The 12,846-nt window shown below is 68.2% G+C and carries 11 protein-coding genes and 1 tRNA gene; 8 read left to right on the top strand and 4 right to left on the bottom strand.

All coding sequences use genetic code 11. The annotated features are described in order from the left end of the window. Nucleotides 1-6 precede the first annotated feature (6 nt). Nucleotides 7-1,425: a M20 family metallopeptidase gene (locus tag MRB47_RS04530; protein WP_252102021.1), complete on the top strand. Its 1,419-nt coding sequence runs from the start codon at nucleotides 7-9 to the stop codon at nucleotides 1,423-1,425. A gap of 197 nt (nucleotides 1,426-1,622) precedes the next feature. Here the strand turns inward: MRB47_RS04530 and MRB47_RS04525 are convergent, their stop codons facing one another. The 3 genes from MRB47_RS04525 to MRB47_RS04515 all read right to left on the bottom strand — a co-directional run bounded on the left by MRB47_RS04525 (nucleotide 1,623) and on the right by MRB47_RS04515 (nucleotide 4,384). After that, nucleotides 1,623-2,129 carry a GNAT family N-acetyltransferase gene (locus MRB47_RS04525; protein WP_088888377.1) on the bottom strand — a complete coding sequence of 169 codons (507 nt, stop codon included), beginning with the start codon at nucleotides 2,127-2,129 and terminating at the stop codon, nucleotides 1,623-1,625. A gap of 166 nt (nucleotides 2,130-2,295) precedes the next feature. Next, nucleotides 2,296-3,390 (bottom strand): redox-regulated ATPase YchF, encoded by a 1,095-nt coding sequence (ychF, locus tag MRB47_RS04520; RefSeq protein ID WP_088888376.1) that lies wholly within the window; start codon nucleotides 3,388-3,390, stop codon nucleotides 2,296-2,298. A gap of 124 nt (nucleotides 3,391-3,514) precedes the next feature. Then, on the bottom strand, nucleotides 3,515-4,384 hold the full coding sequence (locus MRB47_RS04515) for an MOSC domain-containing protein (protein ID WP_252102020.1): 870 nt from the start codon (nucleotides 4,382-4,384) through the stop codon (nucleotides 3,515-3,517). Between the two features lie 102 nt (nucleotides 4,385-4,486). On the opposite strand from MRB47_RS04515, the gene MRB47_RS04510 reads away from it, so the two are divergent. From MRB47_RS04510 to miaB, 7 genes are all read left to right on the top strand, one after another. Further along, complete coding sequence (locus MRB47_RS04510; RefSeq protein WP_252102019.1) at nucleotides 4,487-5,626, top strand: FAD-dependent monooxygenase; 1,140 nt, start codon at nucleotides 4,487-4,489, stop codon at nucleotides 5,624-5,626. A 44-nt stretch (nucleotides 5,627-5,670) separates the two neighbouring features. Beyond that, on the top strand, nucleotides 5,671-6,381 hold the full coding sequence (locus tag MRB47_RS04505; protein WP_011806716.1) for a DsbC family protein: 711 nt from the start codon (nucleotides 5,671-5,673) through the stop codon (nucleotides 6,379-6,381). A 167-nt stretch (nucleotides 6,382-6,548) separates the two neighbouring features. Continuing rightward, nucleotides 6,549-8,330 (top strand): M61 family metallopeptidase, encoded by a 1,782-nt coding sequence (locus MRB47_RS04500; RefSeq protein WP_252102018.1) that lies wholly within the window; start codon nucleotides 6,549-6,551, stop codon nucleotides 8,328-8,330. Between the two features lie 50 nt (nucleotides 8,331-8,380). Further along, entirely contained in the window at nucleotides 8,381-9,160 is a 780-nt protein-coding gene (locus MRB47_RS04495; RefSeq protein ID WP_015914224.1) for an enoyl-CoA hydratase, read from the top strand. A 26-nt stretch (nucleotides 9,161-9,186) separates the two neighbouring features. Continuing rightward, nucleotides 9,187-9,263: transfer RNA gene (locus MRB47_RS04490), tRNA-Met, on the top strand. A gap of 102 nt (nucleotides 9,264-9,365) precedes the next feature. After that, entirely contained in the window at nucleotides 9,366-9,815 is a 450-nt protein-coding gene (locus MRB47_RS04485) for a hypothetical protein (RefSeq protein ID WP_162844551.1), read from the top strand. Nucleotides 9,816-9,952: 137 nt separating this feature from the next. Next, nucleotides 9,953-11,299: a tRNA (N6-isopentenyl adenosine(37)-C2)-methylthiotransferase MiaB gene (gene miaB / locus MRB47_RS04480; protein WP_252102017.1), complete on the top strand. Its 1,347-nt coding sequence runs from the start codon at nucleotides 9,953-9,955 to the stop codon at nucleotides 11,297-11,299. 121 nt (nucleotides 11,300-11,420) lie between these two features. On the opposite strand, the gene ffh is transcribed toward miaB, so the two are convergent. Next, nucleotides 11,421-12,800, bottom strand: coding sequence for a signal recognition particle protein (gene ffh, locus MRB47_RS04475; protein WP_135148851.1), 1,380 nt, complete (start codon nucleotides 12,798-12,800; stop codon nucleotides 11,421-11,423). Nucleotides 12,801-12,846: the final 46 nt, after the last annotated feature.

The following is a 12,846-nucleotide window of genomic DNA, read 5'->3' as shown; positions in this document are numbered from 1 at the left end:
ATTCCCATGCGCTCACTGCAGGACTTCTTCACACGCGAAACACCGCGCATGCATGCGCTGGCGGACCAGATCTGGTCGCTGGCCGAGCTGCGCTATGCCGAGACGGCGTCCGCCCAGCTGCACATCGATGCCCTGGCCGGTGTGGGCTTTCGCGTCACGCGCAACGTGGCCGGCATCCCCACCGCCTTCATGGCCGAGTGGGGCGACGAGGGGCCGGTGATCGCCTTCCTGGGCGAGTACGACGCCCTCTCGGGCATGAACCAGCAAAGCGGCGCCCTGGTGTGCACGCCGTCCGTGGACAGCCCCGGCCTGGCCGGGCACGGCTGCGGGCACCACCTGCTGGGCACCTCGGCCCACTTCGCCGCGATTGCGCTGCAGGCGCACCTGCAGGTCACGGGCGCGAAGGCGCGCGTGCGCTTCTACGGCTGTCCGGCCGAGGAAGGCGGCTCGGGCAAGACCTTCATGGCGCGCGAAGGCGCGTTCGATGACGTGGACGCCGCGCTTACCTGGCACCCGGCCAGCTTCACGGGCGTCTTCAGCCAGAGCACGCTTGCCAACATCCAGGCCAGGTTCATCTTCCACGGCAAGGCCTCGCATGCCGCGCACTCGCCCCACCTGGGCCGCAGTGCGCTCGACGCGGTGGAACTCATGAACGTGGGCGTGAACTACCTGCGCGAGCACATGCCTTCGGACGCCCGTGTGCACTACGCCGTGACGGACTCGGGCGGCCTGTCGCCCAACGTGGTGCAGGCCCGCGCCGAGGTGCTGTACCTGATCCGCGCGGCGCGCAACCACGAGGCCGCCGAGCTCTACGAGCGCGTGCAGAACGTGGCGCGCGGCGCGGCACTGATGACCGACTGCCGCGTGGAGATCGTGTTCGACAAGGCCTGCTCCAACCTGCTGCAAAACACCACGCTGAACCAGGTGCTCTACGCCAGGCTGCAGGCCGAGGGCGCGCTGGCCGTGGATGCCCGCGAACGGGGCCGGGCGGCGGACTTCCAGGCCACGCTCAGCCCGGGCGACATCGACGCCGTCAGCCGCCCGCTGGCCAGCGTGCTGCGCGGCCAGGTGCCCGCCGTGTTCGAAGGTGTGGCGCCCTACGACCCTGCAGCCAACGAGACCATGTTCGGCTCGACCGACGTGGCCGACGTGAGCTGGATCACCCCCACCGTGCAGGCCTGGGTGGCCTGCTATGCCTTCGGAACGCCGCTGCACTCATGGCAGATGGTGTCGCAGGGCAAGTCCTCCCTGGCGCACGCCGGCATGGTGCGCGCCGCCAGGGTGCTCACGGCGACGGCCATCGAGCTGGTACAGCAACCCGGACTGATCGCCCAGGCCAAGGCGGAGCTGCTGGAGCGCCGGCAGGGCCAGCCCTACACCTGCCCGATCCCGGCCGAGGTGCCGCTGCCCTTTCTGCGCCCATAGGCACACGGCGTCCACCATGACGCCGTGCGAAATCACTTCAAATTTGATAGCTTCCAGCGCTTATACACAGGGCGCCAGAGCCGCTTTTGGCTTGAATTCTCAAGCCGCAGGCTGGTGGTGCGGCCGCCAGGCGCCTCCCGGCGGGTACCGTCGCCGGCACCCCACTTGCGCCAGGCCGGCTCCTGCTTTCGCGCGCCCTATGCCGGAGCCGTACCGCACCCGGCCAAGGCCCCGGCGCGTTGCCAGCAGTAGGTCCAGAGGCCATCCTCGATGCCCAGCGCCTCCAGCCGCCGCCAGCCCTGCGCCTCGAAAAAGGCCTGCGCCTGCGGGTTGTCGTCGGCCACGTAGGCGCGCCAGTGCGGTCGTGCTTTTAGGGCGGGCAGCGCGCACAGCGCCTGCCAGGCGCGCCGCCCCCAGCCCTGGCCACGACGCCGGGGATCGACGGCGAAATCGGTGATCACCCAGCAACCCACCTCCGGGTCGGGCGTGAGCCCGACGACGGCCAGCAGCACGCCATCGGCCAGTACCGCCCATTCCTCGCCATTGGTGTCGGCCAGCACATCCGCCAGCCACTCGTCATCCATGGGGCCCAGATGCCGGTCCAGCAGCGGGTCCGCGTACCAGCGCCGGTAGGCGGCAAAGTCCCCTGCCTGAAAGCGCCGCACCTCCATCACGGCGTGCGGCGACGGCTTTGCAGCCCCCATGCCTGGACTCCTCTCTGCGGTTCGATGCGATTGCCGGCAGGCTCCGCGCCCTGCCCAGAGCGCCAGACCCCGCGGCGCTCGCCGCCGGTGCGCACCCCGGCCGCCGCCATGGCCTGCGGCGCCGTTCCGGTCTGTCCCGCAGAGGCTGCGGGACCGGCCCCGGTGGTCAGACGTTGAACAGGAAGTTCATCACATCGCCATCCTTGACGATGTATTCCTTGCCTTCGGCGCGCATCTTGCCCGCGTCCTTGGCGCCCTGCTCGCCCTTGTACTGGATGAAATCCTCGAACGCGATGGTCTGCGCGCGGATGAAGCCGCGCTCGAAGTCGCCGTGGATCACGCCGGCCGCCTGCGGCGCGGTATCGCCCACGTGGATGGTCCAGGCGCGCACTTCCTTCACGCCGGCGGTGAAGTAGGTCTGCAGGCCCAGCAGCTTGAAGCCCGCGCGGATCAGGCGGTTCAGGCCCGGCTCCTCCAGCCCCATTTCCTGCAGGAACATGTCGCGGTCCTCGTCGCCCATCTCGGCCATCTCGGCTTCGATCTTGGCGCAGATGGCGACCACGGGCGCGCCCTGGGCCTCCGCATAGGCCTTGAGCTTGTCCAGCAGGGGGTTGTTCTCGAAGCCGTCCTCGGCCACGTTGCCCACGAACATCGCCGGCTTGGCGGTGATCAGGCAGAACTGCTTGAGCAGCGGCGCGTCTTCCTTGGACACGGGCACGGTGCGCGCCGGCTTGCCCTCATCCAGCGCAGCCTGGATGGGCGTGAGCAGTTGCACCAGCTTGGCGGCTTCCTTGTCGTTGCCGCTCTTGGCCGCCTTGCTATAGCGCTGCAGGGCCTTCTCGACGGTGGCCAGGTCGGCCAGGCACAGCTCGGTCTGGATGACCTCGATGTCGGCGATGGGATCCACGCGGCCGGCCACGTGGATCACGTTCGGGTCCTCGAAGCAACGCACCACGTTGACGATGGCATCGGTCTCGCGGATGTGCGCCAGGAACTGGTTGCCCAGGCCTTCTCCCTTGGAGGCACCAGCCACCAGGCCCGCGATGTCCACGAACTCGACGATGGCGGGCACGATGCGCTCGGGATTGATGATCTCTGCCAGCTGCTGCAGGCGCGGATCGGGCACCTCCACCACGCCAGTGTTGGGCTCGATGGTGCAAAAAGGGTAGTTCTCGGCGGCAATGCCGGCCTTGGTGAGGGCGTTGAAGAGGGTGGACTTGCCGACGTTGGGCAGGCCCACGATGCCGCATTTCAGGCTCATGGCAGGGCTTTCGTAGGTTCGGGAGACAAACCCGCCATTTTACGGGAGGGGGTATGAAGCGAAGCGCGCGCGCGCCAATGCCCCGCAGACGCTCCCCTCGCCGGGCTCCCCCCGCAGGGCCCCCTCAGTCGAACCGCAGGTTGGCCGCCACGGGCTGGCCCACGCGCAGCACCGTGCCCGTGCCCTCGCGCACGATGGCATTCATGGCGAAGGTGATCGCGCCGTCCATGCGCGGATCCTGGCGGTAACGGCGCAGGGCCGTGCTGACGGCCGGGGTGCTCTCGGCCGTGGCGGGGTCGATGTTGGGGATGGGGCAGCGTGTGCACGGCTTGACGAGCTGCAGCCGCACCTCGCCTTCGCCCGTGCCGATGAACAGCTCGTCGATGCGGTCTTCGTCGTGCGCCTCGACCCCGGCAATCACCAGGTTGGGCCGAAAGCGCTCCATGCCCACCGCCCCCTCGCCCGCGGCCAGCAGCCGCTCGTTGAGGCCGTCCAGCGACCCCTGGCTCGCCACCAGCAGCGGAAAGCCGTCCGCGAACTGGGTGGGCGCCTCGATGCCGCCGGTCCACCGCAGGCTGGACAGCCGGCGGTACTCCGGGTCAAACCGCACCAGCCGGCAGCGCAGCCCCAAAAAGTCCGAAAACCACTGCGCGGCCAGGTCGCCCATGTCCCAGGCGGGCACGGTGTCGTCCCACACCTGCACGGTGGCCGGCTGCTCGACCCGGTCCAGCGCCACATGCAGCGCCAGCATGCCGGGCGCGCGCAGCACCAGGTCGTCGCTGCGCAACTGCGGGCGAATCAGCGCCATGCGCGGCAGCGTGCGCTGCGACAGGAACACGCCCTGCGCGTCGACCACCATCCAGGCGCGGTCCAGGTCCAGCCCGGTATCGGTCAGCAGAGCCTGCTGCACCTCGATGCCCGCGCAGGACTTCACGGGGTGGATGAACAGCCGGGCCACGGTACCGGTCAAATCATGGTCTGCACGAAAGCTCACGCTGCTGCTCCTGTCGCTGTCGATGGATGAGGGGGATTGGCCCGCGATTGTGCCGCCGCCCCACCCGGCGCAGGGGCGTAGCGCGGCTCCTACAATCCCGGGATGGCGCAGACATTTGACGTATGTATCCGCGGCGCGGGCGTGGTGGGCCGCACCTTGGCACTCTTGCTGGCGCGCGACCGCCTGCGCGTGGCGCTGGTGGGCCCGCCGGAGAGCGCCCCCTCCGACGGCGACGTGCGCGCCTACGCGCTCAATGCCGCCTCGCGCGCGCTGCTGGAATCCGTGCGCGGCTGGCCCGACGCGCAGCATGCGACGGCCGTGCTGCAGATGCAGGTGCACGCCGACCAGGACGGCCAGGTGCGCTTTGACGCGGCCCAGCAGGGCCACGACGCGCTGGCCTGGATCGTGGACGTGCCCGCGCTGGAGGCGCGCCTGGCAGATGCCGTGCGCTTTCAGCCGCTGGTGGAGCCGGTCGCCGCGCCCGTGGACGCCGCGCTCACCGTGGTGTGCGAAGGCCGCGCCAGCCGCACGCGCGCCGAGTTCGGTGCCGAATTCGACATCACCCCCTACGCCCAGCACGCGATCGCCACGCGGCTGGTGTGCGAGCGGCCCCACGGCCAGGTGGCGCGCCAGTGGTTCTTGCCCGACGGCGGCATCCTCGCCTTCTTGCCGCTGGACGGCGCCCAGGGGCGCGCCGTGGCCGTGGTGTGGTCGGTGCCGCAGGAGCAGGCTCCGCACTGGCTGCAGGCCGACGAAGGCAGCTTCACCCAGCGCCTGCGCGAAGCCAGCCGCGATGCGCTGGGCGCTTTGCAGCTCGCGGGCCCGCGCGCCAGCTGGCCGCTGCAGCAGGCCCAGGCGCGCCACTGGTGCGGCGCCCTGCCCGGCCAGTCCGCCCTGGGTGCGCGCCGCAGTTGGGCACTGGCCGGCGACGCCGCACACAACGTGCACCCCCTGGCCGGCCAGGGCCTGAACCTGGGCCTGGGCGACGCGCGCACGCTGGCGCGTGTGCTGCACGAGCGCGCGGCCTGGCGCAGCGTGGGCGATCTGCGCCTGCTGCGCAGCTACGAGCGCGAACGCAAGGCCGCGCTGCTGCCGATGGGCATGGCCATGGACGGCCTGCAGCAACTCTTCACCCGGCGCGAGGGCGCGCTGGCCGCGCTGCGCAACTGGGGCATGAAGGGCTTCGAGCGCAGCGGCCCGCTCAAGGCCTGGGTGGCCCGCCAGGCCATGGGCGCTGACTGATACGACGAGCCCCCTTTTTCTGAGTAGAAACGGAAACCAACGCAATGAAACTCCTCCCCACCTTGCTGGCCGCCACTGCCCTGTGCCTGGGCCTGAACGCATCGGCACAGGACGCCGCGATCCGCAAGGCGCTGGCAGAGCGCATCCCGCAGCTGCAGCAGATCGACGAAGTGCGCTCCACGCCCATGAAGGGGCTGTACGAGGTGCGCATCGGCACCGACCTGTTCTACACCGACGCCCAGGGCAACTACCTGATCCAGGGCGAGCTGATCGACACCAAGGCGCGGCGCAACCTCACAGAGGACCGCATCAACAAGCTGACGGCGGTGGACTTCAAGGCCCTGCCGCTGCAGGACGCCTTCACCCTGGTGCGTGGCAACGGCGAGCGCAAGCTGGCGGTGTTCGAGGACCCGAACTGCGGCTACTGCAAACGCTTCGAGAAGGACATGCAGAACGTGGACAACGTGACGGTGTACCTGTTCCTCTACCCCATCCTCAGCCCCGACTCGGCCGAGAAGTCGCGCAACATCTGGTGCGCCAAGGACCGCGCGGCCGCGTGGGACGACCACATGCTGCGCGACAAGACGCCCGCAGCGGCCAGCTGCGACACGGCAGCGCTGCAGCGCAACCTGGCGTTCGGGCGCAAGCACAAGATCACCGGCACGCCCACGCTGATCTTTGCCGACGGCTCGCGCGTGCCCGGCGCCATCGGCGCGCAGGACGTGGAAAAGCGCCTGGCCGCTGCCGGGAAGTAAGGCGCCACTGCCGCCCACCGCGCATCCTTCACCGGCATGCGCTGCAAATATGAGAGCTGCTAGCGCTTGCTCACTGAGGACTTTCAATACATTTCACATTGAAACCCTTGTGCAACAAGCGCGAGCAGCTATTTTTTTGATATCAGTCCCTCTCGCTGCCTCCCGCCATGTCTTTTGCCGCCAGCACCGCCGCCGTCCACTACCGCATCGACCCCACGCAGACCCACGCCCACCTGTACCGCGTCACGCTCACCGTGGCGGTGCCGGCGGCGCAGCAGGAGTTGTCGCTGCCGGTGTGGATTCCGGGCAGCTACCTGGTGCGCGAGTTCTCCAAGAACCTGCAGTCGCTGCAGGCGCAGCAGGGCGGCGACCCCGTGCCCCTGCTGCAGCTGGACAAGCACCGCTGGCGCGCGCAGTGCACGGCGGGCACGCCGCTGGTGCTGAGTTACGAGGTGGCCGCCTACGACACCTCGGTGCGCACCGCCTGGCTGGACGCCACGCGGGGCTTCTTCAACGGCACCAGCCTGTGCCTGCGCGTGCACGGGCAAGAGGACGCACCGCACACGCTGGAGGTCGCCTGCCCGCCCGCGCTGGCCGGCTGGTCGCTGGCCACGGGGCTGGAGCCGGTGGCGGCCGCCCCGTCCGGCTTCGGGCTGTACCGCGCACGCAACTATGACGAACTGGTCGACTGCCCCGTGGAGATGGGCCCGTTCTGGAGCGCCCAATTCACCGCCTGCGGCGTGACGCACCAATTGGTGGTGGCGGGCGCCGCGCCGTCGTTGGATGGCGAACGCCTGCTGCGCGACGTGCAGCGCATCTGCGAGGAGGCCATCCGCTTTTGGCATGGCGCGCAGCAGCCGCCATTCACGCGCTACGTGTTCCTGCTCAACGCGGTGCACGACGGCTACGGCGGGCTGGAGCACGGCAACTCCACCGCCCTCATCTGCGGCCGGCGCGACCTGCCGCGCGTGGGCGAGGCCGCCACGCCCGAGGGCTACACCACCCTGCTCGGCCTCATCAGCCATGAGTACTTCCACACCTGGAACGTCAAACGCCTGCGCCCCGCCGAATTCGCGCGCTACGACTACACGCGCGAGAACTACACCGAGCTGCTGTGGTTTTTCGAAGGCTTCACCAGCTATTACGACGACCTGCTGCTGCGCCGCGCGGGCCTGGTGGACCACGCCACCTACCTGCGTCTGCTGACCAAGAACATCAACCAGATGCTGCAGACGCCGGGCCGCCAGGTGCAGTCGGTGGCGCAGGCCAGCTTCGACGCCTGGGTCAAGTACTACCGCCAGGATGAGAACACGCCCAACAGCACCGTGAGCTACTACACCAAGGGCGCGCTGGTGGGCCTGTGCCTGGACCTCGCGCTGCGCCGCGAAGGCCGCACCACGCTGGACGACGTGATGCGCGCGCTGTGGCAGCGCACGGGCGGCGGCCCCATGGCCGAGACCGACCTGCTGGCCGTTTTGCAGGAGTTGTCGGGGCGCGACTGGTCCGGCGAGATCGGGCAGTGGGCGCACGGCACGGCGGAGCTGCCGCTGGCCGAGCTGCTGGCCGCCCATGGCATCCGGCTGCAGGCGGAGCCCGCGCAGATCGCTCAGCGCCTGGGCCTGCGCGTGAACGAGAACCACGGCGTGCACATCAAGACCGTGCTGCGCGGCGGTGCGGCAGAGGCGGCCGGCTTCATGGCCGGCGACGAATGGCTGGCGCTGGAAACGCCGGGCCAGGCCTGGCGCCTGCACAAGTTGGACGATGTGCCGCTGTACGCCGCCAGCGCCACCCAGATCACGGCCCTGGTGGCGCGCGACCAGCGTCTGATGCGCCTGGCGCTCACTCTGCCAGGCGCCGGCGCGGCCTCTGACACGGTGCGCCTGGACGTGCAGGACGCCGCCGTGGCCCAGCGCTGGCTGGGGCCGGCCCAGCCGGGCCCTCAGGCGTGAAGGCTTGGGTATATTCCCGGCATCCCACCCACTACAAACAGGAGATCACCTTGGCCTACGAATGCATCGAAGTCCGCACCGAAGCGGACAAGGTCGGCATCATCACGCTCGCCCGTCCCAAGCAGCTCAATGCGCTCAACGACCAGCTCATGACCGAGCTGGGCGAGGCCCTCAAGGCGTTCGACGCCGACGAGAAGATCGGCTGCATCATCCTGACGGGCAGCGAGAAGGCCTTCGCCGCGGGCGCCGATATCGGCGCCATGGCCAAGTACAGCTTTGCCGATGCGTACAAGGGTGACTACATCACGCGCAACTGGGAGCAGATCCGCAGCATCCGCAAGCCCGTCATCGCGGCCGTGAGCGGCTACGCCCTGGGCGGCGGCTGCGAGCTGGCGATGATGTGCGACTTCATCATCGCGGCGGACAATGCCAAGTTCGGACAGCCCGAAATCAAGCTGGGCGTGATCCCCGGCGCGGGCGGCACGCAGCGCCTGCCGCGCGCCGTTGGCAAGGCCAAGGCCATGGACATGGCCCTCACCGGCCGCATGATGGACGCCACGGAAGCCGAGCGCTCCGGCCTCGTCAGCCGCGTGGTGCCGCTGGACAAGCTGATGGAAGAAGCCCTGGGTGCGGCCCTCGTCATCAGCGGTTTCTCGCAGATCGCCGTGATGGCCGCCAAGGAATCGGTGAACCGCGCCTTCGAAGGGACTTTGAGCGATGGCGTGATGTTCGAGCGCCGCCTGTTCCATGCGCTGTTCGCCACCCAGGACCAGAAGGAAGGCATGGACGCCTTCGTGAACAAGCGCGCAGCAGTCTTCACGCACCAATAAATTTTTGTTCTATAATTCGCGGCTTCGGTGGTATAGCTCAGTTGGTTAGAGCGCAGCATTCATAATGCTGATGTCCCAGGTTCAAGTCCCGGTACCACCACCAGATACAACCCGCAGTGCCCCAGGTGCTGCGGGTTTTTCTTTAGCCGCGTGGCGGGCCGGCGCCTGCCACTAGAATTTTCGTTTCAGCCCCTGGATGTACACCATGAATCGCTGCAACACCCGCACCTTCGCGTCCACCCGCACCCGCGGCGCCTGGCTGGCGACCCTCGCATGCCTGGCACTGCTGGGCGGCGCCGCGTCCACGGCCGCCACGGCCCAGACGGTGGCGGCCACCGGCCTTGCGCGCACCTTCCCCGCCAATGCGCTGCGCGGCACGCTGAACTTCCAAAACCGCACGACGGCCCTGCTCAACGGCAATGCCATCCAGGTGGCGCCGGGCATGCGCCTGTTCAGCCCGCAGAACGCGCTGGTCATGACCCACACCGTGCAGGGCAAGCCCCTGAAGGTGAACTACGTGACCGAGGCCAGCACGGGCATGCTGCTCACCGCCTGGATCCTCACGCCCGCCGAGGCCGCCTTGCCCCGCAAGGGCAGCGACACCGAAACCAACGTGCGTTTCGAGTGGGACACCAAGCCCGCCGCGCTGCGCTGACACACCCGCGCTGATCCAGCGCGCTGAAGCCCGGCGCGCGTTCGCGTTTCGCCGGCCCCGCTGGCCAGCCCGCAACCGCCCCGCTGCCGCCTGCGCCGCGGTGGCTGGTCTTTCGCGAGATTGAAGAGACACAAGCCATGTCCAAGAAAGTTTTCATCAAGACCTTCGGCTGCCAAATGAACGAGTACGACTCGGACAAGATGGCCGATGTGCTGGGCGCAGCCCAGGGCTATGAGCCCACCGACGACCCGGAGCAAGCCGACCTGATCCTGTTCAACACCTGCTCGGTGCGCGAGAAAGCGCAGGAGAAGGTGTTCAGCGACCTCGGCCGCGTCAAGCACCTCAAGGACAAGGGCGTGCTCATCGGCGTGGGCGGCTGCGTGGCCAGCCAGGAAGGCGAAGAGATCATCAAGCGCGCACCCTACGTGGACGTGGTGTTCGGACCGCAGACGCTGCACCGCCTGCCCGAGCTGCTGCAGGCACGCGCCGCCAAGGACAAGCCCCAGGTGGACATCTCCTTCCCCGAGATCGAGAAGTTCGACCACCTGCCGCCCGCGCGCGTGGAGGGCGCCAGCGCGTTCGTGTCGATCATGGAAGGCTGCTCCAAGTACTGCAGCTACTGCGTGGTGCCCTACACGCGCGGCGAAGAGGTCAGCCGCCCGTTCGAGGACGTGTTGGTGGAGGTCGCCGGCCTGGCCGACCAGGGCGTGCGCGAAGTCACGCTGCTGGGCCAGAACGTGAACGCCTATCTGGGTGCCATGGGCGACACGGCGGAGAAAGCCGACTTTGCGCTGCTGCTGGAGTACGTGGCCGAGATTCCCGGTATCGAGCGCATCCGCTTCACCACCAGCCACCCCAACGAGTTCACGCCGCGCCTGATCGAGGCCTACGCCAAGATCCCGAAGCTGGTGAGCCACCTGCACCTGCCCGTGCAGCACGGCAGCGACCGCATCCTGATGGCCATGAAGCGCGGCTACACGGCCATGGAATACAAGAGCACCATCCGCAAGCTGCGCGCCATCCGCCCCGACATGGCGATGAGCAGTGACTTCATCGTGGGCTTCCCGGGCGAGACCGAGGAAGACTTCCAGAAGATGATGAAGCTGATCGACGATGTGCGTTTCGACAATTCCTTCAGCTTCATCTTCAGCCCGCGCCCCGGCACGCCCGCCGCCAACCTGCACGACGACACGCCGCATGAGGTGAAACTGCGCCGCCTGCAGGAGCTGCAGGCCGTGATCAACCGCAACATCCTGGAGATCAGCCAGGAGCGCGTGGGCACGGTGCAGCGTCTGCTGGTGGAGGGTGTGTCCAAGCGCGACGGCAGCGAGCTGATGGGCCGCACCGAGTGCAACCGCGTCGTCAACTTCCCCGGCCACGAGCGGCTGATCGGCCAGATGATCGACGTGAACATCACCGAGGCGCGTACCTACACGCTGCGCGGCGAGGTGGTGACCGGCGAGGTCACGACCGCGGTCGGATGACCCTCAAAAACCATAGCTACCAGCGCTTGCTACCTCTGGATTTCCAATGTTTTTCCGCCTGAAACCCTTGAAATACCAGCGCGAGCAGCTCTATTTATAGGAGCGGTCACCGCTCCCCTGTTCAGAACCGCGGCATGCCTCCCATGCCCGGCAGGCCGCCCTTCATGCCGCCCATCTTCTTCATGAGCTTCATGAGGCCGCCGCCCTTCATCTTCTTCATCATGCCCTGCATCTGCTCGAACTCGTTGAGCAGGCGGTTGACCTCCTGCACCTGCACGCCCGCGCCCTGGGCGATGCGCTTCTTGCGTGTGGCCTTGATGAGCTCGGGCTTGCGGCGCTCCAGCGCCGTCATGCTGCAGATGATGCCCTCCTTGCGGCGGATGTCGCGCTCGGCCTTGTCCATGTCCACCTGACCTGCCTTGGCCGTGAGCTGCGCGGGCAGCTTGTCCATGAGGCTGGACAGGCCGCCCATCTGCTTCATCTGCTGCAACTGGGCCAGGAAGTCGTTCAGATCGAACCCGTCGCCGCTCTTGACCTTGGCGGCGAGCTTTTGCGCCGCCTCCATGTCCACACCGGCCGTGACCTGCTCGACCAGCGCGACGATGTCGCCCATTCCCAGGATGCGGCCCGCGTGGCGCTCGGCGTCGAACACCTCCAGGCCGTCGATCTTCTCGGACACGCCGGCGAACTTGATCGGCGCGCCCGTCACCTGGCGCACCGACAGCGCGGCACCGCCGCGCGAGTCACCGTCCAGCTTGGTGAGCACGATGCCCGTGAGCGGCAGCGCTTCCTTGAAAGCCTTGGCGGTGTTCACCGCGTCCTGGCCCTGCATGGCATCGACGACAAACAGCGTCTCCACCGGGTTCAGCACGGCATGCAGGTCCTTGATTTCCTGCATCAGCACCTCGTCGATGGCCAGGCGGCCGGCGGTGTCCACCAGCAGCACGTCGAAGAAGTGCTTCTTGGCGTAGTCCAGCGCTCCAAGGGCGATGTCGCGCGGCTTCTGGTCGGGCGTGCTGGGGAACCACTCGGCGCCGGCCTGCTTGGTCACGGTCTTGAGCTGCTCGATGGCGGCAGGGCGGTACACGTCGCCCGAGACGGTCAGCACCTTCTTCTTGCGCTTTTCGATCAGGTGCTTGGCCAGCTTGGCCGTGGTGGTGGTCTTGCCCGCGCCCTGCAGGCCGGCCATCAGGATCACCGCCGGCGGCTGCGCGTTGAGATTGATGTCGGCCACGCCCTCGCCCATGGTCGCGGCCAGTTCCTTGTTCACGATGCCCACCAGCGCCTGGCCGGGCTTCAGGCTGCCCAGTACCTCCTGGCCCAGGGCTTTTTCCTTCACGCGGGCGATGAAGTCGCGCACCACAGGCAGCGCCACGTCGGCCTCCAGCAGGGCCATGCGCACCTCGCGCAGCATGTCCTGCACGTTGGCTTCGGTGATGCGGGCCTGGCCGCGCATCTCCTTGACGAGACGGGTGAGTTTTTCGGTGAGTGCGGAGGCCATGGCCAAATGCTCCAGATGCACCGGCCCGGGCGTAATGCCGGCCGAT

This window comes from Diaphorobacter sp. LI3 (genome assembly GCF_022807955.1).
GTDB classification, from domain to species: Bacteria; Pseudomonadota; Gammaproteobacteria; order Burkholderiales; family Burkholderiaceae_C; genus Diaphorobacter; species Diaphorobacter nitroreducens.
This window is presented reverse-complemented; position numbering and strand designations above follow the sequence as displayed.